This is a genomic window from Pseudomonas mangrovi, assembly GCF_003052585.1.
GTDB classification, from domain to species: Bacteria; Pseudomonadota; Gammaproteobacteria; order Pseudomonadales; family Pseudomonadaceae; genus Aquipseudomonas; species Aquipseudomonas mangrovi.
The window spans coordinates 466,873-493,297 of record NZ_QASN01000002.1 but is presented as its reverse complement, the minus strand read 5'-3'; the positions used below and the strand labels follow the sequence as shown (position 1 = coordinate 493,297).

At 67.4% G+C, this 26,425-nt stretch carries 26 protein-coding genes; 15 read left to right on the top strand and 11 right to left on the bottom strand.

Annotated features, from left to right (window positions below; translation table 11 throughout):
• Positions 1-51 precede the first annotated feature (51 nt).
• The 6 genes from msbA to DBO85_RS02285 all read left to right on the top strand — a co-directional run bounded on the left by msbA (position 52) and on the right by DBO85_RS02285 (position 8,583).
• Entirely contained in the window at positions 52-1,881 is a 1,830-nt protein-coding gene (gene msbA / locus DBO85_RS02310; protein ID WP_108104880.1) for a lipid A export permease/ATP-binding protein MsbA, read from the top strand.
• Positions 1,881-2,777 (top strand): GNAT family N-acetyltransferase, encoded by an 897-nt coding sequence (locus DBO85_RS02305; protein ID WP_108104878.1) that lies wholly within the window; start codon positions 1,881-1,883, stop codon positions 2,775-2,777. Before msbA ends, DBO85_RS02305 begins: the two co-directional genes overlap by 1 nt.
• A gap of 2 nt (positions 2,778-2,779) precedes the next feature.
• Positions 2,780-4,174, top strand: a complete 1,395-nt coding sequence (locus DBO85_RS02300) for a PIG-L deacetylase family protein (protein WP_108104968.1) — start codon at positions 2,780-2,782, stop codon at positions 4,172-4,174.
• 284 nt (positions 4,175-4,458) lie between these two features.
• Complete coding sequence (hldE, locus tag DBO85_RS02295; protein ID WP_108104876.1) at positions 4,459-5,883, top strand: bifunctional D-glycero-beta-D-manno-heptose-7-phosphate kinase/D-glycero-beta-D-manno-heptose 1-phosphate adenylyltransferase HldE; 1,425 nt, start codon at positions 4,459-4,461, stop codon at positions 5,881-5,883.
• Positions 5,884-5,886: 3 nt separating this feature from the next.
• On the top strand, positions 5,887-6,534 hold the full coding sequence (locus DBO85_RS02290) for an acyltransferase (RefSeq protein WP_108104874.1): 648 nt from the start codon (positions 5,887-5,889) through the stop codon (positions 6,532-6,534).
• 105 nt (positions 6,535-6,639) lie between these two features.
• Positions 6,640-8,583: an acyltransferase family protein gene (locus tag DBO85_RS02285; RefSeq protein ID WP_233356532.1), complete on the top strand. Its 1,944-nt coding sequence runs from the start codon at positions 6,640-6,642 to the stop codon at positions 8,581-8,583.
• Positions 8,584-8,696: 113 nt separating this feature from the next.
• Here the strand turns inward: DBO85_RS02285 and DBO85_RS02280 are convergent, their stop codons facing one another.
• The 4 genes from DBO85_RS02280 to DBO85_RS02265 all read right to left on the bottom strand — a co-directional run bounded on the left by DBO85_RS02280 (position 8,697) and on the right by DBO85_RS02265 (position 12,043).
• Positions 8,697-9,596 (bottom strand): metal ABC transporter ATPase, encoded by a 900-nt coding sequence (locus DBO85_RS02280; protein WP_108104872.1) that lies wholly within the window; start codon positions 9,594-9,596, stop codon positions 8,697-8,699.
• A gap of 94 nt (positions 9,597-9,690) precedes the next feature.
• Positions 9,691-10,497 (bottom strand): aldo/keto reductase, encoded by an 807-nt coding sequence (locus DBO85_RS02275; RefSeq protein ID WP_108104870.1) that lies wholly within the window; start codon positions 10,495-10,497, stop codon positions 9,691-9,693.
• Positions 10,494-11,669, bottom strand: coding sequence for an NAD(P)/FAD-dependent oxidoreductase (locus DBO85_RS02270; RefSeq protein WP_108104868.1), 1,176 nt, complete (start codon positions 11,667-11,669; stop codon positions 10,494-10,496). The genes DBO85_RS02275 and DBO85_RS02270 overlap by 4 nt, the downstream gene beginning before the upstream one ends.
• 41 nt (positions 11,670-11,710) lie before the next feature.
• Positions 11,711-12,043, bottom strand: a complete 333-nt coding sequence (locus DBO85_RS02265) for a DMT family transporter (RefSeq protein WP_108104867.1) — start codon at positions 12,041-12,043, stop codon at positions 11,711-11,713.
• Positions 12,044-12,159: 116 nt separating this feature from the next.
• On the opposite strand from DBO85_RS02265, the gene waaA reads away from it, so the two are divergent.
• The 4 genes from waaA to DBO85_RS02245 all read left to right on the top strand — a co-directional run bounded on the left by waaA (position 12,160) and on the right by DBO85_RS02245 (position 15,561).
• On the top strand, positions 12,160-13,446 hold the full coding sequence (gene waaA, locus DBO85_RS02260; protein WP_108104865.1) for a lipid IV(A) 3-deoxy-D-manno-octulosonic acid transferase: 1,287 nt from the start codon (positions 12,160-12,162) through the stop codon (positions 13,444-13,446).
• Positions 13,447-13,469: 23 nt separating this feature from the next.
• A complete protein-coding gene (gene trhA, locus DBO85_RS02255) occupies positions 13,470-14,090 on the top strand; it encodes a PAQR family membrane homeostasis protein TrhA (RefSeq protein WP_108104863.1) in 621 nt (206 codons plus the stop codon).
• 128 nt (positions 14,091-14,218) lie between these two features.
• The gene (locus DBO85_RS02250) at positions 14,219-14,905 is read left to right on the top strand and encodes a class I SAM-dependent methyltransferase (RefSeq protein ID WP_108104861.1); all 687 of its coding nucleotides are present in this window, start codon (positions 14,219-14,221) and stop codon (positions 14,903-14,905) included.
• Complete coding sequence (locus DBO85_RS02245) at positions 14,902-15,561, top strand: lipopolysaccharide kinase InaA family protein (protein WP_233356531.1); 660 nt, start codon at positions 14,902-14,904, stop codon at positions 15,559-15,561. The genes DBO85_RS02250 and DBO85_RS02245 overlap by 4 nt, the downstream gene beginning before the upstream one ends.
• A 272-nt stretch (positions 15,562-15,833) precedes the next feature.
• Here DBO85_RS02245 and DBO85_RS19175 read toward each other — a convergent pair whose 3' ends face one another.
• The 3 genes from DBO85_RS19175 to DBO85_RS02235 all read right to left on the bottom strand — a co-directional run bounded on the left by DBO85_RS19175 (position 15,834) and on the right by DBO85_RS02235 (position 17,578).
• A complete protein-coding gene (locus DBO85_RS19175; protein ID WP_158268863.1) occupies positions 15,834-16,001 on the bottom strand; it encodes a hypothetical protein in 168 nt (55 codons plus the stop codon).
• Positions 16,002-16,088: 87 nt separating this feature from the next.
• On the bottom strand, positions 16,089-16,616 hold the full coding sequence (ppa, locus tag DBO85_RS02240) for an inorganic diphosphatase (protein ID WP_108104857.1): 528 nt from the start codon (positions 16,614-16,616) through the stop codon (positions 16,089-16,091).
• A 149-nt stretch (positions 16,617-16,765) separates the two neighbouring features.
• Positions 16,766-17,578 carry a M90 family metallopeptidase gene (locus tag DBO85_RS02235; protein WP_108104855.1) on the bottom strand — a complete coding sequence of 271 codons (813 nt, stop codon included), beginning with the start codon at positions 17,576-17,578 and terminating at the stop codon, positions 16,766-16,768.
• Positions 17,579-17,697: 119 nt separating this feature from the next.
• Between DBO85_RS02235 and DBO85_RS02225 the strand changes: the two genes are divergently transcribed.
• Positions 17,698-19,281, top strand: coding sequence for a serine/threonine-protein kinase (locus DBO85_RS02225; protein WP_158268862.1), 1,584 nt, complete (start codon positions 17,698-17,700; stop codon positions 19,279-19,281).
• Between the two features lies 1 nt (position 19,282).
• Here the strand turns inward: DBO85_RS02225 and DBO85_RS02220 are convergent, their stop codons facing one another.
• The 3 genes from DBO85_RS02220 to DBO85_RS02210 form a co-directional block, all read right to left on the bottom strand.
• On the bottom strand, positions 19,283-19,756 hold the full coding sequence (locus tag DBO85_RS02220; protein ID WP_108104851.1) for a GNAT family N-acetyltransferase: 474 nt from the start codon (positions 19,754-19,756) through the stop codon (positions 19,283-19,285).
• A 165-nt stretch (positions 19,757-19,921) separates the two neighbouring features.
• Positions 19,922-20,743, bottom strand: coding sequence for an ethanolamine ammonia-lyase subunit EutC (eutC, locus tag DBO85_RS02215; protein WP_108104849.1), 822 nt, complete (start codon positions 20,741-20,743; stop codon positions 19,922-19,924).
• A 37-nt stretch (positions 20,744-20,780) separates the two neighbouring features.
• On the bottom strand, positions 20,781-22,178 hold the full coding sequence (locus DBO85_RS02210; RefSeq protein WP_108104848.1) for an ethanolamine ammonia-lyase subunit EutB: 1,398 nt from the start codon (positions 22,176-22,178) through the stop codon (positions 20,781-20,783).
• 313 nt (positions 22,179-22,491) lie between these two features.
• Here DBO85_RS02210 and mpl point away from each other — a divergent pair, with 313 nt between their 5' ends.
• From mpl to DBO85_RS02190, 4 genes are all read left to right on the top strand, one after another.
• Entirely contained in the window at positions 22,492-23,847 is a 1,356-nt protein-coding gene (gene mpl, locus DBO85_RS02205; RefSeq protein ID WP_108104846.1) for a UDP-N-acetylmuramate:L-alanyl-gamma-D-glutamyl-meso-diaminopimelate ligase, read from the top strand.
• A 101-nt stretch (positions 23,848-23,948) separates the two neighbouring features.
• On the top strand, positions 23,949-24,578 hold the full coding sequence (gene ubiX / locus DBO85_RS02200) for a flavin prenyltransferase UbiX (protein WP_108104844.1): 630 nt from the start codon (positions 23,949-23,951) through the stop codon (positions 24,576-24,578).
• Between the two features lie 3 nt (positions 24,579-24,581).
• Positions 24,582-24,893 (top strand): DUF2845 domain-containing protein, encoded by a 312-nt coding sequence (locus DBO85_RS02195; protein WP_108104842.1) that lies wholly within the window; start codon positions 24,582-24,584, stop codon positions 24,891-24,893.
• Positions 24,890-25,180, top strand: coding sequence for a YceK/YidQ family lipoprotein (locus DBO85_RS02190; RefSeq protein WP_407681432.1), 291 nt, complete (start codon positions 24,890-24,892; stop codon positions 25,178-25,180). Before DBO85_RS02195 ends, DBO85_RS02190 begins: the two co-directional genes overlap by 4 nt.
• Positions 25,181-25,432: 252 nt before the next feature.
• On the opposite strand, the gene DBO85_RS02185 is transcribed toward DBO85_RS02190, so the two are convergent.
• Positions 25,433-26,299 carry an MBL fold metallo-hydrolase gene (locus DBO85_RS02185; RefSeq protein WP_108104840.1) on the bottom strand — a complete coding sequence of 289 codons (867 nt, stop codon included), beginning with the start codon at positions 26,297-26,299 and terminating at the stop codon, positions 25,433-25,435.
• Positions 26,300-26,425: the final 126 nt, after the last annotated feature.

The window sequence follows — 26,425 nt, the reverse complement described above, 5'->3', positions numbered from 1 at the left end:
GGTGCGGGCAGCGTGCTACAATCCGCGCCTTTTTCGAGCCTGGGTTCATCCATGAGCGGTACAGAAAAGAAGCCTGCGTCGAGCGTTGCGGTGTACCTGCGTCTGCTGAGCTACGTGAAGCCCTATGTCGGCCTCTTTGCCATCAGCATCCTGGGGTTTGCGATCTTCTCGTCGACGCAGCCGATGCTTGGCTACATCCTCAAGTTCTTCGTCGATGGTCTGTCCGACCCGAATGCCAGTCTGTTCGGCGAGGCGGCCTGGGTCGTCGAGCATGCCCCCTGGCTGGCCGAGCTGCGCCTGTTGCAGGCGGTGCCGCTGCTGATCGTGGTGATCGCCGTCTGGCAGGGTGTCGGCTCCTTCCTCGGCAACTACTTTCTCGCACGGGTTTCCCTGGGCCTGGTGCACGATCTGCGCGTGGCGCTGTTCAACAACCTGCTGGTTTTGCCCAACGGCTACTTCGACAAGCACAACTCCGGGCATCTGATCTCGCGCATTACCTTCAACGTGACCATGGTCACCGGCGCCGCCACCGATGCGATCAAGGTGGTGATCCGTGAAGGCATGACGGTGATCTTTTTGTTCGCCACCCTGCTGTGGATGAACTGGAAACTGACCCTGGTGATGGTGGCGATCCTGCCCGTGATCGGCCTGATGGTGACCAGCGCGAGCAAGAAATTCCGCAAGCAGAGCAAGAAGATCCAGGTCGCGATGGGCGACGTCACCCACGTAGCCTCGGAAACCATCCAGGGCTATCGAGTGGTGCGCAGCTTCGGCGGCGAGGCCTACGAACAGCAGCGCTTTCTCGAGTCCAGTGCAGGCAACACCGAGAAGCAGCTGCGCATGACCAAGACTGCGGCGGTCTATACGCCGATGCTGCAGATCGTGATCTTCAGCGCCATGGCGGTGCTGATGTTCCTGGTCCTGCTGATGCGCGGCGATGCTTCGGCGGGCGACCTGATCGCCTACATCACCCTGGCCGGCATGCTGCCCAAGCCGATTCGCCAGCTGTCCGAAGTCAGCTCCACCGTGCAGAAGGGTGTCGCCGGTGCCGAGAGCATCTTCGAGCAGCTCGACGAACCGGTGGAGATCGACGGCGGAACCCTCGAGCGCGACAAGGTGGAGGGGCGGCTGGAGGTGCGCAACCTCTCGTTCCGTTACCCGGGGACCGACAAGCAGGTGCTCGACGGCATCGACTTTTCCGTCGAGCCGGGTCAGATGGTCGCTCTGGTCGGCCGTTCCGGCAGCGGCAAGTCGACCCTGGCCGGGCTGATCCCGCGCTTCTACCAGCACAGCGAGGGGCAGATCCTGCTCGATGGCGCGGAGGTGCAGGACTACCGTCTGCGCAACCTGCGTCGGCATATCGCCCTGGTTACCCAGCAGGTCACCCTGTTCAACGACACGGTGGCTGCCAACATCGCCTACGGCGACCTGGCCGGCGCACCGCTGGAAGACATCCGCGCGGCAGCGGAGTCGGCCTATGCCGACGAGTTCATCCAGAAGATGCCAGAGGGTTACCAGACCCTGGTCGGCGAGAACGGCGTGCTGCTTTCCGGCGGCCAGCGCCAGCGCCTGGCGATTGCCCGCGCGTTGCTGAAGAACGCGCCGCTGCTGATCCTCGACGAGGCCACCTCGGCGCTGGACACCGAGTCCGAGCGGCACATCCAGGGCGCGCTGGATCACGTCATGGAGGGGCGTACCACCCTGGTCATCGCCCACCGCCTGAGTACCATCGAGAAGGCCGACCTGATCCTGGTGATGGACCAGGGGCGGATCGTCGAGCGCGGCCGGCACGCCGAGCTGCTGGCACTGAACGGCTACTACTCGCGCCTGCACGCCCACCAGTTCGAGGACGATGCACCCATCGACGAGGTCCAGCCCTGATGCTGGGCTGGCTGCGCAGCTGGCGCGAGCGGGGCTGGACGCAGATCGACGCGGCGACCTATGCCGACGCCTGGCAGCGCTTCGGTGGCAGCGTGGCGACTCATCCGCAGGTCGTCGAGCGCCTCGCCGCGCTGGCGAACATTCCGGTGCGCTACCTGGGCTGGATCGAGCAGGGCGAGCTGCGCGGCGCCATCGCCACCTGGGGGCGCCATCTGGCGCTGGCCAAGGAGGTACTGAAGAGCACCGGCAAGCGCGGACTCTTCGATCTGGGCAACGCCGAGATCATTCTGCCGCTGGCTGCCGACGCGAGGGTTCGTCTGCGCCATCGCGCGCGCTACGTCTCCGGGTTGAACGTTGCGCAGGTGCAAGGCCTGCGGGAGCAGCCGGAGGGGCTGGCACTGGCTCGGGAGCCGGAGCAGTACAGCAAGAAGTTTCGTTACAACCAGCGTCGCGAGCAGCGTCTGCTGGAAGAGGCCGGTGGCGTGATCCGGCCGATGCTGGAGCTCAGCGCCGCCGAACAGGCAGGCATCTATGCCGATCTGTTCCGCCGTCGCTGGGGTTTTGCCGCGGCCGGCGAGGGGCATCTGCAAGAGGTGTTCGAGCGGCTGCGCGAGTTCATGACCGGCTCCTTGATCTATCTTGAAGACAGGCCGGTGGCGATCCAGATTCTCTATCGCGTCGAATCTCCGGGCTGGGTCAGCCTGGAATACATCAATGGCGGGGTAGACCCGCAGAATCGCGAGTTCAGCCCCGGCAGCGTGCTCAGCTTCGTCAATACCCAGCAGGCCTGGGAAGAAGCCAGAGCCAGGAACAAGCCGCTGCGCTATTCATTCGGTCGGGCCGATCGCGAATACAAGGAGCGCTGGTGCAATCGGGTACCGAGCTATCGGGTGTGAACATGCAGGGACGCAAACAGACGCTGCTGCGCAGGCATCGGCGCAATAAACGGATTGCCATGCTCCTCGGCTTATTGCTGATCGGCCTGGCCGGAGTGTTCATCGCCGGGTGGCTGGTTCCTCTGCTGCTGGTGCTGGGCTGGGTGGCTCACGAAGCGTGGTTCGCCGACCACCTGTTCTATTCGCCGAAAGACGACTATCGCTATGCCTTTCCCGCGGGCACCCGTGAGCTCGTGGTGCACTGCGTCGAGGGGCGTCTGCAGGTCCAGGGCGACCTCGGCGAGGCTCAGACCCTGTTGCTGGAATGGCACCTGCAGGCTGACTGGCTGGGTCGCTGGCGCGACCCGCAGGTCTGGATCGGTGGCGACCGCCAGGATTTCGAGCGTGGAGTCGACGGGGTGCGCTGGCTGAACCTTTCCGGTGCCGGGGAAACGCTTGCGCTGGGTGACCTGAGCCTGCGTACGCGTTTCTGCCGTCTGCGTGGCGAGGGACGCCTGGTGGCGTTCACTCATCCCGACTATGCCGAGCAGCGCCTGATGGTGGTCGCGCCGCATGCCGATGACGCCGAACTGGCGGCATTCGGGCTCTACAGCCGCGCCCGCGAGGCCAGCATAGTCACCCTCAGCCAGGGCGAGATAGAGGCGCAGAAATACCGCCGTCTGGGACTGGACGCCGCTGCCGCGGCGCGCCTTAAAGGCCGCTTGCGGGCCTGGGACAGTCTCTCCACCCCGCTCTGGGGCGGCGTGCCGCAGTCGCGCTGCGTGCAACTTGGCTATTACTGCCTGCAACTGCCGGCGATGCGTGACGAACCAGAGCGGGGGATTGCCTCCCGCGAGTCCGGCGAAAGTGACGTTCGCACGGTGCGCCGGCACAACCCGCTACTGTTGCCCGGCGATGTCGATGGGGTGCCGAGCTGGAGCAATCTGGTTGCTGATCTTGCCGCGCTGCTCGACCATTTCCGCCCCGAGGTAGTGGTGACCCCACATCCGCAGCTCGATCCGCATGCCGATCATGTCGCCGGCACCGAGGCGCTGTTGGAGGCCATCGAGCTCAGCAGCTGGCAGCCGCAGACCCTGCTGCTGTATGCCAACCACCTGGCTGACAACGACCGCTGGCCGATGGGGCCGGCGGGCGGTGGAGTGGCCCTGCCGCCGGCGATCGAGCCCTTGCCGGCCGACCAGCTGTGGAGTCCGGTCCTGGATGAGGCCGCGCAGCAGGACAAGGCCATGGCACTGGTGATGCAACACGATCTGCAGGGTCCGCTGCAGACCAAGGCGCGCCTGCGTCGAGTGATCCAGCGGCTGCTCGCCGGGCGCAGTTGGCCGGCGACCGGCGAGGACGAGTTCTTCCGCAAGGCGGTGCGCCGACATGAGCTGTTCTGGGTGCGCCGGTTGTAGCAGGGGAGGCAGCGCGCCGCCTGGTGTCGAGCCTTGCGGCCCAACCTACGGTCAAGTGGATACGTCGACCTACACGCCGGTTGGTGTGTGCGGTGTGGTGTAGGTTGGCGCCGAGCTCCGCAAGGCCCAACAGGCGATCTCTCGGCCGCCATGCCGCGCCCCTCAGAACCTCCGGGGCTGCCACGCCGCGCCTGCGCCGGAGATTGCCGGTCCTTGCCGCCGCCCTACGGCCCGCCATGGTGGCCATGCTATGATCCGCGCCGATTTTGCCCGCCGGAGTGCCCATGAAACTGACCATGCCCCGTTACGACCAAGCCCCCGTTCTGGTGGTGGGCGACGTCATGCTCGACCGTTACTGGCACGGCGGCACCTCGCGCATCTCGCCGGAGGCGCCGGTACCGGTGGTCAAGGTCGAGCAGATCGAGGATCGTCCCGGTGGTGCGGCCAACGTCGCGCTGAACATTGCCGCCCTCGGCGCGCCGGCAATCCTGGTCGGCGTCACCGGTGACGACGAGGCGGCTGAAAGCCTGGCCGACAGCCTGGCTGCCGCCGGGGTCGAGGCGCATTTCCAGCGCATCGAGTCGCAGCCGACCATCGTCAAGCTGCGGGTCATGAGCCGTCATCAGCAACTGCTGCGGATGGATTTCGAGGAGCTCTTCGCCACTGACGCCGCCGCCCTGGCCGCCGAGGTCGACGGGTTGCTTGCCGGTGTGCGCGTGCTGGTGCTGTCGGACTACGGCAAGGGCGCGCTGCAGAACCATCAGGTGCTGATCCAGGCAGCGCGGGCGCGCGGCATTCCGGTGCTGGCCGATCCCAAGGGCAAGGATTTTTCCATCTACCGCGGCGCCAGTCTGATCACCCCCAACCTCAACGAATTCGAGACCATCGTCGGTCGCTGTGCCGACGAGGCCGAGCTGGTTGCCCGCGGTGCGGCGCTGATGCGCGAGCTGGACCTGGGCGCGCTGCTGGTCACCCGTGGCGAGCACGGCATGACCCTGCTGCGCCCGGAACATCCGGCGCTGCACCTGCCGGCGCGCGCGCGCGAAGTGTTCGACGTGACCGGCGCCGGCGACACCGTGATCTCCACCCTGGCCGCCTCGCTGGCTGCCGGCGAGGAGCTGCCGCAAGCGGTGGCGCTGGCCAATCTGGCCGCCGGCATCGTGGTCGGCAAGCTCGGCACTGCCGCCATCAGCGCGCCCGAGCTGCGCCGCGCGGTACAGCGCGAGGAAGGCTCCGAGCGCGGTGTGCTGAGCCTTGAACAACTGCAGCTGGCGATCGAGGACGCCCGCGCCCACGGCGAGAAGATCGTCTTCACCAACGGCTGCTTCGACATCCTGCATGCCGGCCATGTGACCTACCTGGAGCAGGCCCGCGCCCAGGGCGACCGGCTGATCGTCGGGGTCAACGACGATGGCTCGGTCAGTCGGCTCAAGGGCCCGGGGCGACCGATCAACAGCGTCGACCGGCGCATGGCGGTGCTCGCGGGTCTGGGCGCGGTGGACTGGGTGGTGGGCTTTGCCGAAGACACCCCGGAGAACCTGCTGCAGGCGCTCAAGCCCGACGTGTTGGTCAAGGGTGGTGACTACGGTATCGAGGGGGTGGTCGGCGCCGACATCGTCCGCGCCTACGGCGGCGAGGTGCGCGTGCTCGGCCTGGTGGAGAACAGCTCCACCACCGCCATCGTCGAAAAGATTCGCGGTCGGGACTGAGCCATGTTCGAACGAATCCGCCTGGCCCTGCGCGACCTGATCTACAAGAACCGTCGCCGGATCAAGGCCGGCAACCGGGCGGAGATTCCCGTCAGCGCGCAACGCCTGATGAAGAAGGTGACCATCAAGCTGGGCGGACGCAACAATCGCCTGGTTCTCGGTGAAGGTGCCGAGATCAGCCACTGCGAGATCCGCCTCGATGGCGAGGACAATCTGATCGAGATCGGTCCTCGCACCCGTTTCAGCTCCGGCAAGATCTATCTGCGGCATACCCGTGGCCAGCACATTCGCATCGGTGCAGACACCACGGTGGAAGGCGCCTATCTGCTGATCGACGAGGCCGCCAGCATCGACATCGGCGAAGACTGCATGCTCTCCACCGACATTCTGATCCGTACCGGTGACAAGCACTCGATCATCGAGGTGGCCAGCGGTGCGCGAATCAACCCCTCGCGTGACGTGAAGATCGCCGACCGGGTGTGGATCGGCCGTGACGTACAGATCCTCAAGGGCACGGTGCTGCATCCGGAAACCGTGGTGGGCGCCTGTTCGCTGGTGTCCAAGGCCTTCGACGAGGGCTGCTGCGTGGTCGCCGGGGTGCCGGCGAAGATCGTCAAGCGCGGCATCCGTTGGGATCGCAAGCTCATATAGGACGACGTCCTGCGCCGGCTCGGCTTCAGCTGGCCAGATCGAAACGATCGAAGAACGACAAGAATGACGGCGCCTCGAAGCGCCTTTGCTGGGGAGTGACACAAGGTGAGCGGAGCAGCAGGCGCCGACGCGCGCGAATTTCGGCTGGACATCAACGGGCTGCGCGCGTGGGCGGTAATGGCGGTGGTGCTCTACCACTTCGGCGTCGCTGGCATCGGCGGTGGATTTGCCGGGGTGGACGTGTTCTTCGTCATCTCCGGCTACCTGATGTGCGGGATCATCCTCGGCGGCATCGAGCGCGACAGCTTCTCGGTCTGGCGCTTCTACCTGGCGCGGGCCCGGCGTATCTGGCCGGCACTGCTGGTGCTGTGCCTGGTGGCACTGGCCTTCGGCTGGTTCTTCCTGATGCCGGAGGAGTACAAGCAGCTCGGCAAGCACGCTCGCGAGAGCCTGACCTTCAGCTCCAACCTGCGCTATTTCGACGAGTCGGGCTATTTCGACGTCGCCTCGCAGGAGAAATGGCTGCTGCACACCTGGTCGCTCTCGGTCGAATGGCAGTTCTACCTGATCCTGCCGCTGGTGCTGATGCTGGCAGCCAGATTCCTGCCCGGCCGGCGCACTGTCGTCATTCTGCTCGGGGCGCTCTTCGCGGTGTCTCTGGGCCTGTGCCTGTGGCGGACCCAGGTGAACCCGAGCGAAGCGTTCTACATGATCCAGACCCGCGCCTGGGAGATGCTTGCCGGCGCGCTGGTGTTCCTGGTGGGCCGCCGCGGCTGGTCCAGTGGCGTGCGCCAGGTGCTCGAACTGCTCGGCTTCGGCCTGATCATCGGCACGGTGCTGCTGCTCGACAAGCAGAGCCTGTGGCCGGGCTGGCGCGCGATTCTGCCGGTGGCCGGCGCCGCGCTGGTGCTGCTGGCGGCGCGCGAGCGGTCGTTGTGGACCGCCAGCCTGCCAGCACAGTGGCTGGGTACGCGTTCCTATTCGATCTACCTGTGGCACTGGCCGCTGGTAGTGGCGCTGGCCTACCTGGAGCGGCTCGACGATCCGCTGTGGGTTTCGGTCGCGGTGGTCGCCTCGCTACTGCTTGGCCATCTCTCCTACACCCTGGTCGAAGTGCCGGCGCAGCGTGGCCTGGTGAAGCTGCGCGCCTGGCAAGCCGGGCTGGTGCTGGTCATCGTGCTGGCGCTGGTCGCCATCGTTGCCCAGCAGGTCCGCCGCAGCGGCTTTCCCAATCGTCTGCCCGAGGCGGTGGCGCTGATCGAGGCCGAGCGCAACAGCCACAACCCGCGGCTGAAGGAATGTCTCGATCCCGAGGCCTCGTGCATCTACGGCGCAGAGCCGGTGCGCGCGATCATCATCGGCGACAGCCACGCCGACGCGGTGGTCACTGCGCTGCAGGCGGCTCTGCCGGGTGGCGAGGGCGGCATCCTGTTCCGTGGCGGCAGCGGCTGTCCGATCGCCTTCGGCCTGCGTAGCAACGAAGGCAAGGCCTACTGCGAAGAGCTCAACGAAGCGCTGCAGCAGGAGCATGCCGGGCTGCCGGCGGGTGTGCCCATGGTGATGATGGGGCGCACCGCGGAATACCTGAATGGCGGAGAGCCGGGCGAGATGAAGCCGCGCTTCCATTTCGGCGAGCCGCATGCGCAGAACAGCGCGGACTACCTGGCGGAGTTCCGTCAGCACTACATTGCCACCATGTGCAGCCTGGCTGAACACCGGCCGCTGTATCTGGTGCGGCCGACGCCGGAGATGGCCGTGGATGTGCCCACCCGTCTGGGCCGCGCCATGCTGCTGGGGCAGGAGCGCCACTTCAGCCTGCCGCTGGCCGACTACCACCGTCGCCAGGGTTTCGTCTGGGCCATGCAGGACGAGGTGGTCGAGCGTTGCGGCGCGCGCATCCTTGATCCGTTGCCGTACCTGTGCGCGGAAGGCACCTGCCAGAGCACCGAGGGCAACCGGCCGCTGTACCGCGACGGCGATCACTTCAGTGAGTTCGGCAATCGCCGCCTGGTGCTGATGTTCCGCGAGGTGTTCGCACCGGCGCACTGATGGCTCCGGGGCTTATTGCGCTGCCATCGCTTGGCGGGGAGAAGGTTGCGCGCAGGGTGTGGTGGATGGCTGCGGCCATCCACCCGACGGACCCTCGTCGCAGACTCAGCCGCTCAGGACGCCAGACGCGCCTGCTCGGCTGCGCGCAAGCGTGTCTGCCAGTCCTGCCAGCGGATGCGTTCGGCACGGACCAGCCAGCCGTCCTGCTCGGCGAAGCTTTCCGACAGCCAGATGCCGCGGGTCGAGGTCGGCAGCAGCTCGCCGCGGCGCAATTGAAACAGCTGATCGCCGGGAGCACCGCCGTTCAGCGGCAACAGATAGACGTCCGGCCGCTGGCGTTCGAGCGCCGCCACCAGTTGTCCGTCGACCAGACGTTCGTCGACATGGAACAGGCTCAGCTGGCGGACGTCCTGGGGCAGCTGCAGGGTCAGGTCGTAGACCAGTTGCAGGGAGGCGGTGGGCAGGTGGACGTAGGCGCGCGGGCGCTCGATCAGGCCCATCTCGCCGCAACGCACGCTGCGTGCCGAGCCCGACAGCGGTGACAGTTTGAACTCGCAGGTCTGCCGGTAGCGCAGGATGCTCTGGTAGGGCGTCGGCAGCCAGGTATGGCCATAGCGACCGGGCAGCCAGCCTTCCGGGGTTTCCAGCAGGCATTCTTCGGCGACTTCATGGATGGCGGTCAGTAGCGGCAGATTCAGCTCGTGCGCCGGCACGTAGCCTGATATCAGCTTGAGGACCACGTCGCCGCGGTCCTCGCGGCGCTGGCGCACCAGCACCCAGTAGTCGCGGTTCTGCCATTTCAGGGTCAGGCGTACGGAGACGCCCAGGTTGGCCAGCTGCACGCTGAAGCGTTCGCTGTCATCGACCTCGATCGGGCGGCGCCGCTCGAGCATCTGGGTGAAGTTCAACGGCAGGCCCAGGCTGCGATAGCTGAGCATGTCGGCGTTGGCATCGATCTGCAGGGGCAGGGTCTTGAAGCTGCCGGGGTCCTTGCGTGCCAGGATGCGCGTCATTGGCGGTCCTCCTTGTTGTGAGGCGGCCGCGCCGCCAGCACCTGGCGGGGACGGGGACACTGGATCGACTCTTCGACCCGGTGGCGCTGATTCCCTAGGGGCGTTGGCGGAGCACGGCTGCTGCGGTGGCGACGTTGTCTGACAGGTGCTGCGGATTGATGGTTCCGACAATCGCACTGGTGACGCCTGGCTGTGCGAACAGCAGCTCGAAACTGGCGCGTATCGGGTCTTCGCCGGCGAGGCAGGCATGGCCGCTGGCCAGTGCCTTCTTCACCAGGATGCCCTTGGCGTGACAGGCAGCATAGTCGATCACCGGCCGCTCGCCCTGTTCGTTCAGATTGAAGGTCACCATCGCGCAATCGCCGTCTTGCAGTGCCAGCAGGCCGCCTTCGACAGTCTTCCCAGAGAAGCCGAAGGCGCGCAGCTTGCCCTCGCGCTTGAGCTCGGCGAGGGTCTGGTAGACGCCGCTGTCACGCAGGATGGCGACATCGTTGCCATCGGAATGCACCAGCACCAGGTCGATGCAGTCGGTCTGCAACCGGCGCAGGCTGCGCTCCACCGAGAAGCGCGTGTGCGCCGGCGAGAAGTCGAAACGCGACTGGCCGCCCTCGAACTCCTCGCCGACCTTGCTGACGATCACCCACTGCTCGCGCTGACCGCGCAGCAGCGGGCCGAGGCGTTCCTCGCTGACACCGTAGGCCGGCGCGGTGTCGATCAGGTTGATGCCCAGCTCGCGGGCCTGGACCAGCAGGGCGCGGGCGGCGGTGTCATCCGGGATGCGAAAGCCGCTGGGGTACTTCACGCCTTGGTCGCGGCCCAGTTTGACCGTGCCCAGACCCAGCGGCGAGACGTTCAGGCCGGTGCTGCCGAGCGGGCGATGCAGTTCGTGCAGGGTGCTCATGGCAGGTCGTCCCACACCGGCTTGCCCAGCGGCGGGCGAGGAAGCGCCGGCAGCGGCGGGTAGCTGCCTGGCTGGACATCGCCGCGCGCAAGGCTGGCCAGCACGCGGTCGGCCAGGTCGGGGGCGAGGGCAAGCTTGGTCGGCCAGCCCACCAGCAGTCGACCCTGCTCGGCAAGGAAGGCGTTGTCCGGCCGCACCAGACCGGACTGCGCCGGCTCGGCGCGATCCACCCGCAGGGTGGCCCAGTGGGCCGAGGACAGATCGATCCAGGGCAGCAGTTCGCCCAGCTCCTTCTGCGCCGCGCGGATCTGCGCGGCTTCGTCGCGGGCGACGCCATCGGCCTCGGCCAGATCGCCACCCAGGTACCAGACCCACTGGCCGTCGGCCGCCGGGTGGGTGGTGACGGTGACCCGCGGCTTGGGCCCGCCACCCAGACAGTGGGCGTACAGCGGCAGCAGGGTTGGGCCCTTGACCATCACCATATGCAATGGCCGGCGCTGCATCGCAGGTTGCTGGATACCGAGCGCGGCGAGCAGATCGGCGGTGCCGGCGCCGGCGCTGAGAACGATGCGCTGGGCGCGGATCTGGCGGCCATCTACGCACAGTCCGACCAGCTCGTCATTCTCGCGTAGCGGCTCGATGCGCTGGCCGGCGAGCAGGCCGTCAGCGCAGAGTTCGGCCAGGCGTTCGACCAGGCTGGGCACGTCCAGTACCAGTTCGGTGAGGCGGTAGACCTTGCCCTTGAAGCGTGGATTGCGTAGCGCCGGCGGCAGGTCGTCGCCCTTGACCTGGTCGACCCGCGAGCGCACCGCCTTGCTGGCGAAGAAGCTGGTCAGGTTGCCGGCCAGGGTGCCGGGGGACCACAGGTAGTGGGCGTCGGAGAGCAGGCGCACGCCGGAAAGATCCAGCTCGCCGTGGCCGGCCAGCGCCTCGCGCCAGCGTCTGGGCATGTCGGCGATGGCTTCGGAGGCGCCGGTCAGCGCGCCATGCAGGGCGTACTTGGCGCCGCCGTGAATGATCCCCTGGGACTTCATGCTCTGGCCGCCGCCGAGGCTGGCGCTTTCCACCAGCAGGCTGGCGTAGCCGGCCTGGCGCAGGCGGGCGTTGAGCCAGAGGCCGGCCACGCCGCCGCCGACGATGAGGATATCGGTGCTCAGGGACTGCTGGGACATGCGCGCCTCGCTGGCAAAACAAGGCGCGCAGTATATACCGCTCAGTGTCCGGCGCTGGCCGAGAACAACTGGATCACCAGCACGCCGGCGACGATCAGCGCCATGCCGGCGAGCGCCGCCGCGTCGAGCTTCTGCCCGTAGACCAGCCAGCCGGCGAGGCTGATCAGCACGATGCCAAGGCCCGACCAGATCGCGTAGGTGACGCCGACCGGCAGGCTCTTCATCACCAGCGAGAGCATCCAGAAGGCGATGCCGTAGCCGATCACCACCGTCAGCAGCGGCCAGGGACGGCTGAATCCGTCCACTGCTTTCAGTGCCGTAGTGCCTATGACTTCGGCAATGATGGCGATGGCCAGGTAGAGATAGGCTTGCATGGCGTGCTCCGTAGGTCGGCAACGGCGAATTCTCGCACGGGTGGCGGAACTATCCAGGTGTGCGAACACCCGCGGTGCATAGGTGGATGACGTCCGGGCTGATAAGCTGCGCGGCCATGAACAGACACCTCTATTCCCTGCTGCTGCACCTGGCCCTGCCGTTCATCTTCCTGCGCCTGGCCTGGCGCGCCCGACGTGCCTCGGCCTATGGCCGGCGGATCGCCGAGCGCTTCGGTTTCGGCCTGCCGCCGCTGGCGCCGGGCGGCATCTGGGTGCATGCGGTCTCGGTGGGCGAGAGCATCGCGGCGGCGCCGATGATCCGCGCGCTGATGACGCGTCACCCGGAGCTGCCGATGACCGTCACCTGCATGACGCCGACCGGCTCGGAGCGCATCCGCGCGCTGTTCGGCGAGCAGGTCCAGCACTGCTACCTGCCTTACGACCTACCCTGGGCGGCGCGGCGCTTTCTTGCGCGACTGCGTCCGCGCCTGGCGGTGATCGTCGAAACCGAGCTGTGGCCCAATCATATCCACCAGTGCGCTCGCCGCGGCATCCCCGTGGCGTTGGCCAACGGTCGTCTCTCGGCGCGTTCGGCGCGCGGCTATGCGCGCTTTGCCGGGCTGACCGCGCCGATGCTCGGCGAGATGGACTGGCTGGCGATCCAGACTCAGGCCGAGGCCGAGCGCTTCCGCGCGCTGGGCGCGCGTGCGCAGTGCGTCGAGGTGACCGGCTCGATCAAGTTCGATCTCAAGGTCGATCCGACGCTGGCCGCCCAGGCCGCACAACTGCGCGCGGAGTGGGGTGCCCAGGAGCGACCGCTGTGGATCGCCGCGAGCACCCATGCCGGGGAGGATGAGATCATCCTCGCGGCCCACCGCCAGTTGCTGGCCGAGCGCGCGGATGCGTTGCTATTGCTGGTGCCGCGGCATCCGGAGCGCTTTGTTTCGGTGTATGAGCTGTGCCGCCGCGAGGGCTTCGATACCCGTCGCCGCGCCGCCGGCGAAGCCGTGACGGCCAGCACCCAGGTGCTGGTCGGCGACACCATGGGCGAGCTGCTGTTTCTCTACGCCCTGGCCGACATCGCCTTCGTCGGCGGTAGCCTGGTGCCCAATGGCGGGCACAACCTGCTGGAGCCTGCGGCGCTGGGCATGCCGGTACTGAGCGGGCCGCACCTGTTCAATTTTCTGGAAATCTCTGCCCAGCTGCGTGACGCCGGCGCTTTGCTGGAGGTGCAGGATGCCGATGAACTGGCGCGCCAACTGCTCGAGCTCTATAACCAGCCGCGCGCTGCCGAACGCATGGCCGACGCCGGCCTGGCCGTGCTGCGCGCCAACCAGGGCGCGCTGGAGAAGCTGCTTGCCGGGCTGGAACGATTGCTTGCGCGCACGCCGCGAGTCTCCTGAGAATCCATCTGCGTGGAGTCGCCATGTACCACGGTGAACGCTTCAATGCCTGGACCCATCTGGTCGGCACCCTGCTGGCGGCAGTCGGCGCGGTCTGGCTGATCGTCCTGGCGTCCCTTGCGGGCGGTGCGGCGAAGATCGTCGCGGTGTCCCTCTACGGCCTTACGTTGACCCTGCTCTACGCCGTTTCCACGCTCTACCACAGCGTGCGCAAGCCACGGGCCAAGCGGGTGATGCGCAAGCTCGATCATCTGTCGATCTACCTGCTGATTGCCGGCAGCTACACGCCGTTCTGCCTGGTGACGCTGGACGGTGCCTGGGGCTGGACGCTGTTCGGCATCGTCTGGGGGCTGGCAGCGGTCGGCATGCTGCAGGAGATCAAGCCCCGCTCGGAGGCGCGCATCCTGTCGATCGTCATCTACGCGGTGATGGGCTGGATCGTGCTGATCGCGGTGGGCCCGCTGCTGCGCTCGCTGGGCGGCGAGGGGTTCGCCTGGCTGGTCGGCGGCGGCGTGCTCTACACGGTCGGCATCATCTTCTTCGCCTACGACAGCCGCTTCCGCCACTGGCACGGCATCTGGCACCTGTTCGTCATCGGCGGCAGCCTGCTGCACTACGTGGCGATTCTGTTCTACGTGATCTGAGCCTTGCCTAAAGCGGTGGCGGCGCGCCGCTCGCCTGCGGCCCGAGTTAATCGCTGCTTAAGGCTCTTCGCGGATGCTCGCGGAAATCGCCCTGGGACCTTCTGCCCGGGCTTTCCGGAGTGCATGCCATGTCCCAGCAGTCGCCCATCGAACTCGAATTCTCCAGCAAGTACGACAGTGACCACGCTCGCCAGTACCTGCACAAACACCGCGACGGTCTGGCGCGACGCCTCTCTCACTGGCGTGACGAGCAATTGGCCCGATGGGCGCTGGCCGCGGTCGGTGATCCCCAGGTGGTGCTGGATCTGCCCTGTGGTGCGGGCCGCTTCTGGCCGCTGCTGGCCGAGCAGTCAGGCAGGCAACTGCTGGCCGCGGACAACTCGGCCGACATGCTGGCCGTGGCGCGGGCGGCACAGCCGCCTGAGGTAGTGGCCCGGGTGCGCACCTTTCAGACTTCGGCCTTCGCCATCGACCTGCCGGCTGCGGCGGTAGACTGCGTCTTCTGCATGCGCCTGCTGCACCACGTTGCCGAGCCAGCGCATCGCCTGGCCATGCTGCGCGAATTTCACCGCGTGAGCGGCGACAGTCTGATCGTCTCGCTCTGGGTCGACGGCAACTACAAGGCCTGGAAGCGCCGGCGGCTGGAACGGCGGCGCAGCGCGCAGGACAACCGCAACCGCTTCGTCATCCCGCGTGCGCTGATCGAATCCGAGTTCGCCATGGCTGGTTTCCGCGTACAGGGTCACTACGACTTCCTGCCGGGCTACGCCATGTGGCGGGTGTATGTGCTGCGCAAGTGCGGCAGCGGCCAGTGAGCGCGACCAGCGTGACGGCCCTCTTCGATCAGTGGTGGCAGGCGCGCGGCGAATGGGTCGAGGCGCCCAACCAGCGCCGCGCCGGCGAGAGCGGGGTGCAGCGGCTGGAGTGCGCCGGCGAGACGCTGCCGCTGTACTGCAAACGCCAGGTCGGACACCTCTACCGCAGCCTGCGCCATCCCTTTGGCGAGCCGACGGTGCTGCGTGAGCGACGTGCCCTGCTGGCGCTGGCGCGCCTCGGCGTGGGCGTGCCGGAGCTGCTCTATTGCGGCGCGCGCCGGCAGCAGGGTGAGTGGCGGGCGCTGCTGATCACCCGCGCGCTGGACGGCTTCGTCAGTCTCGAACAGTGGTATGCACAGGCTGCTGCGCCAGAAGATCGGGCACGGGTCATGGCTGCGGTCGGCAAGACGCTGGCTCGGTTGCACCGCGCCCGCTGGCAGCATGGCTGCTGCTACCCCAAACACCTGTTCGTGCGCAGCGAGGCCGACGGCCAGGTACGGGTGGCGTTGCTCGACCTGGAGAAAAGCCGCCGCCGGCTCAGTACCGCCGCCGCATCCCGGCACGACCTGCGCCAGCTCTGGCGCCATCGCCAGGCCATTCCCATGAAGGACCTGGCGATACTGCTGTCGGACTACCAGCAGGCACTCAGAGGCTGAACGACGCCTGTGCCTATGGCGCAGGGAACAGCTCCAGCGCTATCTGGGGCGGAAAGGCCAGGCAATCACGCGGGTACAGCCCTTCGGCACTGGGTACCAATTGCCTGCATTGAAAATACAGCTCGTCGCCCTTGTCGTGTGCTGCTGCGGACTCCAGCGTTGAGGCCAGCGCCATGTAGCCCTAGCGGCCGTCGCGCTCTACCCACTCCGAAGGCTGGACGGGAAACAGCACCAAAGTGGCGCGGTTGTGGTTGCCGTCCTCGGATGTTCGCTCAGGTCGCTGAGCGGCGTGCGGAGGAGAAATCCACCGAGTGCATCTGCTCAACCGCACCCACACGGCTTTGTAGCGCTTCCAGATCCACGCCGTTGACCTCGTCCTCGGCGAGTGCGATACGACCCAGGCAGGCGGTGAGCAGCAGGAGGGCGAGCCCGAGTTTCATGAGGACGCCTTGAACGATGGCTTGTCTGTGCGGGCGCCAAAATGAAAAAAGCCGGCTTGTGGCCGGCTTTGTTGGGGTGGTTTCGGCTTACTTCTGATAAGCCGCTACCGCCTTGATGATGGCCTGGCGAGCCGCTTCCGCGTTGCCCCAGCCTTCGACTTTCACCCACTTGCCCTTCTCGAGATCCTTGTAGTTCTCGAAGAAGTGCTTGATCTGCTCGAGCAGCAGCGCAGGCAGGTCGGTGTATTCCTTGATGTCCACGTAGAGCTGGGAAAGCTTGTCGTGCGGGACGGCGATCAGTTTGGCGTCGCCGCCGGCTTCGTCGGTCATGTTCAGCACGCCGACCGGACGGCAGCGGATGACCGAGCCCGGTGCGACCGGGTAGGGGGTGACGACCAGCACGTCGAGGGGGTCGCCGTCATCCGCCAGGGTGTGCGGGATGAAGCCGTAGTTGGCCGGGTAGAACATCGGCGTGGCCATGAAGCGGTCGACGAACAGGCAGTCGGTGTCGTGATCGATCTCGTACTTGATCGGCGCGTGGTTGGCCGGGATCTCGATGGCGACGTAGATGTCGTTCGGCACGTCTTTGCCGGCCGGGACTTTGCTGTAGCTCATGCGGGAGTTCTCCACGAAGGGGCGAATCGAGACGCGGCCGTCCAGGAACTGCATCAGCCCGGCCGAAAAAAGTGGCGGGATTATAGGCAGATAAACCTGCCCTGGCTACGCCGCCGTGCATAGCCTTTGGTCTTGTCGAACGCCTTGGATCAGGCCATCTCGCGATAGTTGGGGTCCTGCTCGCAGAGCCGTTGCAGGCGCGCCAGCGGGTCCTGGCGATAGAACAGCCGCAGTTGCGCGTAGACCTGCGGAAAGGCCTGCTGCAGCAGGTCGGGGGCGCTGAAGAAGTACTCGCTGGTGACCGCGAAGAACTCCGCCGGATGCTCGGCCGCGTAGGGGTCGATCGGCGTTTCCGCCGCGGGGTCGGCGTCCAGCGTGGCGTTCAGGCTGTCGTAGGCCTGCTGCATGGCCTGGGCCCAGTCGCTCACGCGCATGTCGCGGTGCAGCGGCGGCAGGCCATTGGCATCGCCGTCGAGCATGTCCAGCTTGTGCGCCAGCTCGTGGATCACCAGGTTGTAGCCATCCCAGCCGCCGCTGGCCTGCACGCCTGGCCAGGCGAGGATCACCGGGCCCTGCTGCCAGGCCTCGCCGCTGCGCGCGTCGTCATACTCGTGCTCGACACCGGCGGCATCGCGGTGGCGCTGCGGGCTGAGAAAGTCGTCCGGGTAGAGGACGATCTCGTGGAAGCCGCGGTACCAGTCCAGCTCGCCCAGGTGCAGCAGCGGCAACTCGGCCAGTGCCGCCAGGCAGGCGCGCTCGAAAGGCTCAGGCGCCAGACCGTGCAGCGGGCTCAGGTGCTTGCCATGCAGGAACAGCGCGCTGCGCTCGCGCAGCAGGGCGTCCTCTTCCTCGTCCAGGCCGTCGAGGATCGGCAGGGTCTGGCGGACCTGTTGCCAGGTCTGCTCGGGGATCGGATGGCGTTGCAGGATGCGCCGGCGGCGCCAGGCGCGCAGGGACCACATGGTCAAGGGCTCGAAAGGACACGGGGGCCAACCATACGAGGCCGGCCGTGCAGCGGCAAGCCGGCGCGGCACGAAGCCTGCACGGAGCCGGCTGTCGCGGATCGGCGGAGGGCTCGCACATGGCGCATCCCAACCTGGAGGACCTCATCCCCGGCCTCAGCGCAGGCCACGGGCCGGACCTGGACGACCGGGCGGCCCGGGTTCGTGTGCAATGGCTGGCGGGCCGGCAGGGTCGCCCGGCGGTGCTGCTGGCTGCACTGGTCTGGGTGCGCGACTGCCCTGTCGCGGTGCGTCTGGCGCAGCAGATGCTCGATGAGCTGTTCGCCGATTACCCCTGCACGCCGCCCAGCTGGAGCGAGGCACAGGCGGTGCGCCAGGTGCTGGCGCTGTTCAATCAGCGTCTGTTTCACCGGCGTGACAGCGCCGCGGCGGCGACCATCGACATCGGTGTGCTGCTGCTGCAGGGCGATGATCTGCTGTTCTTCCAGGTGGGCGCGGTCGGGCTTTTGCGCTGCCGTGGCGGTGAGCTGCAGGTGTTTCCGGCGGCCAGCGAATCGGAGCTGGGACGCAGCCCGGAGCTGGCGGTGATCCAGCACAGCCTGCATCTGGAGAACTCCGACGCCCTGCTGCTGGCGCCGCAGCCGCTGCTGGCGCTGAGTGATCCGGCGAATCTGCGTCTGGCGCGGCTGAATGCCGATGAGCTGGCGCTGCAGCGTTGGTTTCGCGGGCTGCTGGCCGCACCTGGTGCTGCGTTGCTATTGTGCGGCGCCAGCGAGCGCCAGCCGCCGCTGCTGGCCGCACCGAGCTGGCCGAAGGTCTGCGGCGCGCATCCCGGTCAGCGCCTGGATGGCTGGACGCTGCTGGGCAGATGCGACTACGGCCCGGCGCAGCGGCTGTTCCTCGCCGAGGACGAAGAGGGTCGCAAGGCATTGCTGTGCCTGGCCGAAGAGGATGGTGACGAGGCTTTCTGGCAGCGCGAGTGGGCCATCCGCCGCAGCCCGGTGCCCAGCCTGTTGCCGTTGCTCTCGTCGCGCCGTCCGCGCACCCGCGCCTACTGGCTGTGGGCGCTACCGGGGCCGGGCATGCGCACCCTCGACGAGTGGCTGGCGCAGCGCCAGAAACTCTCCGCCGGCGAGCTTCTGGTCGTGCTCGATCAATTGATCGAGGCGCTGCGCGCGCTGCAGCGCCGCGGCATGCAGGGGCTCTGGCTGGGACCGCGGCAGATCCTGCTGGATGCCGCGGGCAACCTCTGCGTACTTGCCGAAGGCGCGGTGCAGCTACCGGGCGAGCGGCGCGCCGCGGCACCGCACGGCTGGTTGCCGCTGGCTCCCGAGCTGCGTCGGGGCGAGGTCATGGAGAGTCGCGCCGAGCAGTTTCTGCTGGCGGCCTGTGCCTACTGGCTGCTGGCCGGACGCTGGCCCGGCTGCGCCATGCCGGACGGCGAGGCCCAGCATTACCAGCCGTTGGGTGGTCGATTGACCAGTGTTCCTGCTGGCTGGGACGGCGTGTTGGCCAAGGCCCTGGCGCCGCGCCCGGAGGCCCGTTTTGCGGCGCTGTCGGAGCTGCGCCGGGCACTGGAGGATGCCCTGGAGCGCGGCGAGCAGGCGCGCCGCGAAGAAGCGCTGCCGTTGTGGCGCGGCCTGGCGCTGGTGGTGATCGGTCTGCAGCTGTGCCTTGGTCTGTGGTTGGGCTTCGGCGGCTGAGTCAGTCCTCGTCCACCTCTCCCACCTCGCCCAGGGGCAGGATGAAATTGACGAACTGATCGTCCTCATGGAAACCGATCGACTCGTAGAGCCTGTGCGCCGTTTCGTTGCCGTGCAGCGTGGTGGCGCGCATGCGTACTGCCTGGGTATCGCGGGCCATCTTCTTGGCAGTCTGCAGCAGGCGGTCGGCAACCAGCTGACGGCGGGCGTCGCCGGCGACGAAGATGTCGTTGAGGATCCAGACGCGCTTGAGCGCCAGTGAGGAATAGCTCGGGTAGAGCTGGCAGAAGCCGAGCAGACGCTCCTCGTCATCGGCCAGCGCCAGGTAGATCACCGACTCCTTGCGCCGCAGACGCTTCTCGAGAAAGGTGCGCGAGGTTTCCGGGTAGGCCGGCTGACCGTGGAACTCGCGGTAGTCGACGAACATCGGCGTGAGCAGGTCGAGATGCTCGAGGGTAGCTTGGATGATGCGCATGGGGCCTCGCGTACGGCGTCAGAGGATTTTTCGATAAAACCTACGGCGAACGGCGCTGATCCTGCAGCAAAGTCTGTGACCCAGGCAACCGCTGTCCGTTCGGTCTCGAAACTGACCGGTGGGTCCCTGTGGTGGTGTCAGGGCTGTCAGCCGGCGACGCCTTCTTCAGGGCGTGCTGACGGGGCCGATGAGAAAGTTGCCGGCGCCTGCCTGGCCCTGGCCAGGCAGGCTGTTCAGCTCGCTTTCGTCCTTGAGGTCGACGCCGGAGAGGCCGCGGCGCAGCGCCTCGCTGAGCAGGTAGTGCAGGCGATGGGCGGCCAGTGGATAGCTGAGCCCGGCGGCACGGATGTTCGACACGCAGTTGCGCGCCGCATCGGTCAGCCCGACCCGTGGCGCGAAGGTGAGGTAGGCGCCGAGGCTGTCCGGCGAGCTGAGACCGGGGCGTTCGCCAATCAGGATCAGGCTGGCGCGGGCGCCGAGCAGTTCGCCGATCTCGTCGGCCACCGCGACCCGTCCCTGCTGCACCAGGCAGGGCTGCGACAGGCGCAGCCCCTGTGCCGCGCAGCGCTCGGCCAGCTGGCGCAGCAGCGGCGCGGCATGCCGTTGCACCGCCAGTGCCGAGAGCCCGTCGGCGATCACCACCGCCAGGTCGCAGTCTCTGCTGGCGTTGCCCTCTTGCAGCAGCACGGCGCGCGAGGTGTCGTCCAGGCGCCGACCCAGATCCGGGCGCTGCAGGTAGGTCTGACGATCGGTTGCGGCGCTGTGCAGCAACAGGCAGTTGCCGCCGAGCTCGCCCGCCAGTGCCTCGCTGTCGAGGCTCAGATGCACGGCGTCACGCGCCTGGGCATGGGCGAACTGGAAGTCCAGCTGGGCGCGGGTCGGAAGGCTGGTGCCGGCGTGGCCCAGGGCGATGCGCGCCGGAGTCATCCGTCGCAGCTGCTGCCACAGATCGGCTCGAGCGGGATGGATGGGTGGGTTGTCGTTCATGGTTGAACTCCGTTGCGGCAGGCAATCGCTTGCGTATTCATGACCGGGCATTCGCCAGGGCGTTGCGCAGCGGCGCTGGCAGCTCCTCAGCAAGCCGCAGACCGTTGCCGTCCTGGCGCAGGATGTTCATCCGCTCAAGCCACTGCTCGAACTCCGGCGCCGGGCGCAGGCCGAGCACCTGGCGCAGGTAGAGGGCGTCGTGGAAGGAGGTGCTCTGGTAGTTGAGCATCACGTCGTCGGAGCCGGGGATGCCCATGATGAAGTTGACCCCGGCGCTGCCGAGCAGGGTCAGCAGTACGTCCATGTCGTCCTGGTCGGCCTCGGCATGGTTGGTGTAGCAGATGTCGCAGCCCATCGGCACACCGAGCAGCTTGGCGCAGAAGTGGTCTTCCAGACCCGCGCGGATGATCTGCTTGCCGTTGTAGAGGTACTCCGGGCCGATGAAGCCGACCACGCTGTTCACCAGCAGCGGCTTGAACGTGCGCGCCACCCCGTAGGCGCGGGCCTCGCAGGTCTGCTGGTCGACGCCGTGATGGGCGTTGGCCGACAGCGCGCTGCCCTGGCCGGTCTCGAAATACATCAGGTTGTCGCCGAGGGTGCCGCGCTGCTGGGAAAGCCCGGCCTCGTAGCCCTCCTGAAGCAGCGCCAGGCTGACACCGAAGCTGGCGTTGGCGGCTTCGCTGCCGGCGATCGACTGGAACACCAGGTCCAGCGGCGCGCCGCGGTTGATTGCCTCGATCGAGGTGGTGACGTGGGTCAGCACGCAGGACTGGGTAGGGATCTCGTAGCGCTGGATCACCGCATCGAGCATGTGCAGCAGTTCGCAGATGCCATTCAGGCTGTCGGTCGCCGGGTTCAGGCCGATCACCGCGTCGCCGTTGCCGTAGAGCAGTCCGTCGAAGATGCTCGCGGCGACCCCGCCGGCATCGTCGGTCGGGTGGTTCGGCTGCAGGCGGGTGGCCATGCGGCCGCGCAGGCCAAGGGTATTGCGAAATCGGCTGATCACCCGGACCTTGCGCGCGACCAGCACCAGGTCCTGGATGCGCATGAGCTTGCTGACCGCGGCGACCATCTCCGGCGTCAGGCCGGGTGCCAGCGCGGCGAGGGCGGCGCCGTCGGCCTGCTCGGAGAGCAGCCAGTCGCGGAAGTCGCCGACGCTGAGGTGGCTGACGGCGGTGAAGGCTGCGGCATCGTGTTGGTCGATGATCAGCCGGGTCACCTCGTCCGCCTCGTAGGGAATCAGCGCCTCGTCGAGGAAATGTTTGAGCGGCAGCTCGGCCAGTGCCATCTGCGCCGCCACGCGCTGCGCATCGCTGGCGGCGGCCAGCCCGGCCAGATGGTCGCCGGAGCGCGCCGGGCTGGCCTTGGCCATCAGCTCGCGCAGGCTGTCGAACTGCCAGCGGGTGCCGCCGACGCTGTGCTGGAAACGAGGCATGGGTTCTCCGGTCGGGTACGGGCAAAAGGGTCAGTGTCTTCGCGGATTGAGTAAAGCTGACGAGCCGAACACTCGAGCAAGCAAGCGCTGTGCCTTCGACGAGGTGGCGGGCGCACGTGGCTGCCGGGCTGGTCGACGGCCGGCGCGCCGGCGACAGCGCACCTTCAGGACTCGTCACGCACCGCAGCAGGGCATGCGCCGGGCGTCTCGGGCAGGGCGCCTGTGCTAACCTGCGCGGCAGTTTTCGGCCGTGCCCGTCCGGGTCTGCGGCCACCGCTCAGGGCTGCGCAGCAGCGTTTCGCAGGGGTTGTTCATGCACATCCACATTCTTGGCATCTGCGGCACCTTCATGGGTTCGCTGGCGGTGCTGGCCAAGGAGCTCGGCCATCGCGTCACCGGCTCCGATGCCAATGTCTACCCACCGATGAGTACCCAGCTCGAAGCCCAGGGCATCGAGCTGATGCAGGGTTATGACGCGGCGCACCTGCAGCCGGAGCCGGATCTGGTGGTGGTCGGCAACGCACTGTCGCGCGGCAATCCGGCGGTCGAGTACGTGCTCAACAAGGGGCTGCCCTATGTCTCCGGGCCGCAGTGGCTGGCCGACCACGTATTGCAGGGGCGCTGGGTACTGGCCGCCGCCGGCACCCACGGCAAGACCACCACCAGCAGCATGCTCGCCTGGGTGCTGGAACATGCCGGGATGAGCCCGGGCTTTCTGATTGGCGGGGTGCCACAGAACTTCGGTATTTCCGCGCGACTGGGCGATACGCCGTTCTTCGTGGTCGAGGCCGACGAGTACGACAGCGCCTTCTTCGACAAGCGCAGCAAGTTCGTCCACTACCGCCCGCGCACCGCGATCCTCAACAACCTGGAATTCGATCACGCGGACATCTTCCCGGATCTGGCGGCCATCGAGCGGCAGTTCCACCATCTGGTGCGCACCGTTCCCGGTGACGGCCTGATCATTCATCCGCAGACCGAGTCTGCGCTGGTGCGGGTGATCGAGATGGGCTGCTGGACGCCGGTGCAGACTACCGGTGATGGCGGCCAGTGGCAGGCACGGCTGCTCAGCGAGGACGGCTCGCGCTTCGAGGTGCTCTTCAATGGTCAGCCCGAAGGCGTGGTGGACTGGCCGCTGACCGGACTGCACAACGTCGCCAACGCCCTGGCCACCCTGGCCGCGGCGCGGCATGTCGGCGTGCTGCCGAAGCAGGGCACCGAAGCCCTCGGTGAGTTCCGCAGCGTCAAGCGGCGTATGGAGAAGGTCGCCGAGGTGGCTGGCGTGACCCTCTTCGACGACTTCGCCCACCACCCGACCGCCATCGCCACCACCCTCGACGGCCTGCGCAAGCAGGTCGGCGATGCGCCGATCATCGCGATCATCGAACCACGCTCCAACTCGATGAAGCTCGGCGCGCACCGCGATGGCCTGGCCGAGTCCGCCGAGCAGGCCGACGCGGTGTTCTGGTATGCGCCGCCGAACCTGGGCTGGGACCTGGCCGGCACCGTCGCCGGAGCGAAGAACGCCACCCAGGTCTGTGATTCGCTGGAAGCCATCATCGAAGGCGTCAAGGCGCGCGTCAGCCCCGGCACCCAGGTGGTGGTGATGAGCAACGGCGGCTTCGGCGGCCTGCACGGCAAGCTGGCCGCGGCGCTGGCACAGCACTAGCCGAGCCGTAGGGTGGACAACCGCGCAGCGTTGTCCTCCAGGCTGTCCGATGGAACATCCGCAGATGGCGTTCGCCAGCCTGCGCAGCAAGGGGAGATTTGATGAACGGTCCCGAACGCATCACTCTGGCCATGACCGGCGCCTCCGGCGCCCAGTACGGCCTGCGCCTGCTCGACTGCCTGGTGCAGGAGGACCGCGAGGTGCATTTCCTGATTTCCAAGGCGGCGCAGCTGGTGATGGCCACCGAGACGGACGTCACCCTGCCGGCCAAGCCGCAGGCGATGCAGCAGTTCCTCACCGAGTACACCGGTGCGGCCGCCGGGCAGATCCGCGTGTTTGGCAAGGAGGACTGGATGGCTCCGCCGGCCTCCGGCTCGGGCGCGCCCGGTGCCATGGTGGTAGTGCCGTGCAGCACCGGCACGCTGTCGGCCATCGCCAGCGGTGCCTGCAACAACCTGATCGAGCGGGCCGCCGACGTGGCGCTGAAGGAACGTCGCCAGCTGATCCTGGTACCGCGCGAGGCGCCCTATTCGAGCATCCATCTGGAGCACATGCTCAAGCTCTCCAACCTGGGCGTGATCATCCTGCCGGCCTCGCCGGGCTTCTATCACCAGCCGCAGACCCTCGACGACCTGATCGACTTCGTCGTCGCGCGCATCCTCAACTGTCTGAACATCCCCCAGGACATGCTGCCGCGCTGGGGAGAACATCATCTGGTCAGCGAGGACTGAGCCATGTCACGGACTCCCGCAACAGCGCTCTGTCTGCTGGCGCTACTGGTCAGTACCCCGGGCATGGCTTCGATGCGCTGCGGCAGCGGGCTGATCAACGAGGGCCAGAGCAGGCAGGAGGTGCTAGCCACCTGCGGCGCGCCCGTCGGTCGGCAGGTTTCCCCGGCGGTACTCGGGCCGAACGGTTACCCGCAGCCGGGTGCAGTGAACGTGGAGCGCTGGGTCTACGGCCCCACCAACGGCATGTTCCGCATTCTGCATTTCATCGACGGCCGCCTGGTTCGGATCGAAAGCCAGCGCGAGCGCGGGCCTTGAGACACCTGCGGCGGGTGCTGCTGGGGGTCCTGCTGAATCTTCCGGGCTGCGCGACCGTCAGCACCCTGGACGCTGCCAAGCCCGGCGCGCCGCTGGTCTACGCCGGCACCCGGCTGGACTGGTACGCGCTGCACGGCGGTTGCTGCGCGCAGGAACGCTTCGGCACCGAGGCGCCCAGGCATCCGCGCCTGGACCTGCCCGCCAGTCTGCTGCTGGATACCCTGCTGCTGCCGCTTTCGCTAGCGGCTGTGCTGGGATTCAATCTGGGTGTCAGCGGCGGCTTGTGACGCTCCTGCTGGCCGGGTGCAAGACGGATGGCTCCCAGACAATCGGCGGATTACGCCGCGCGCGGCTAACCCGCCCTACGGCCACCGTGTAGGGCGCAATAAGCGCAGCGCATTGCGTCGAGGTCGTTGGGCTCCGCACCAGAGTCGACCGTGTGCCACCTCGCGCAGTCGGCCACTTTGGCGGATTACGCCGCCAGCGGCTAATCCGCCCAACGGCCTGGGTAAGGCGCAATAAGCGCCGCCAAGTCTGGCTCAGCGCGCCAGCGCGACCACCTCGCCGGCCAGTGGCTCCACGCCGTAGCGTCCGGCCGGATCGCGCACCAGACGGCCCATGGCCACGCGCGGGTCGTGGGTGAATACCAGTCGGCCGCCGCGCTGCAGCAGGTCAGCCAGCAGGCTTTCCTTTTCCTCGATCAGGCCTTCCGGGAAGCGGTCGTAACCCATGGTGATCGGCAGGTGCACCCAGGGCGCGCCGGGGACCAGGTCGCCGGCGAACAGCACCGGTCCGTCGGCCATCGCCACCTCCGGCAGCAGCTGTCCCGGGGTGTGGCCATCGCTCCAGTGCAGTCGCCAGTCATCGCCGAGGATGGCCGAGCGGTTGCCGTCGTCGATCAGCTCCAGGCGCCCGCTGGCGGCCAGCAGGTTGAGCAGTTCGGGAATGTAGGAGGCGCGGTCGCGGGCGTGCGGGTTGCAGGCACGCTGCCACTGGCGGCGGCCGGTGACGAAGCGCGCGCGGGGGAACAGCAGGCGTGGCGAACGGCCTTCTTCCCAGGCCGCGAGCAAACCGCCGGCATGATCGAAGTGCAGGTGAGTCAGCACCACCACGTCGATATCGGCATCGCTCAGCCCTTGCGCGGCAAGGCTGTCGAGCAGCACGTGACGCTCCTCGACGACGCCGAAGCGCTGCTTCAGGTCCGGGCTGAAGAAGGCGCCGATGCCGGCCTCGACCAGGATGTTGCGGCCGTCCTCGCGCACCAGCAGGGCGCGGCAGCCGAGGTCGATGCGGTTCTGCGCATCGGGCTGCATCCAGCGCTCCCAGAGTGCGCGCGGGGCGTTGCCGAACATGGCGCCGCCGTCGAGTTTCTGGCTGTTGCCGGGCAGGGTGGTCAGGGTACGCATGCTTTCTCCTTGTTGTTGTCGGTGCTTCGGGTGTGCGTCTGTGGTGGGCACCGCGCGCGCGAGTAGGTGGGCCTGGTCTTCGACTCGGCGCCAACCTAGGTACCCGCCGGTTGCCGCCTACGGGGT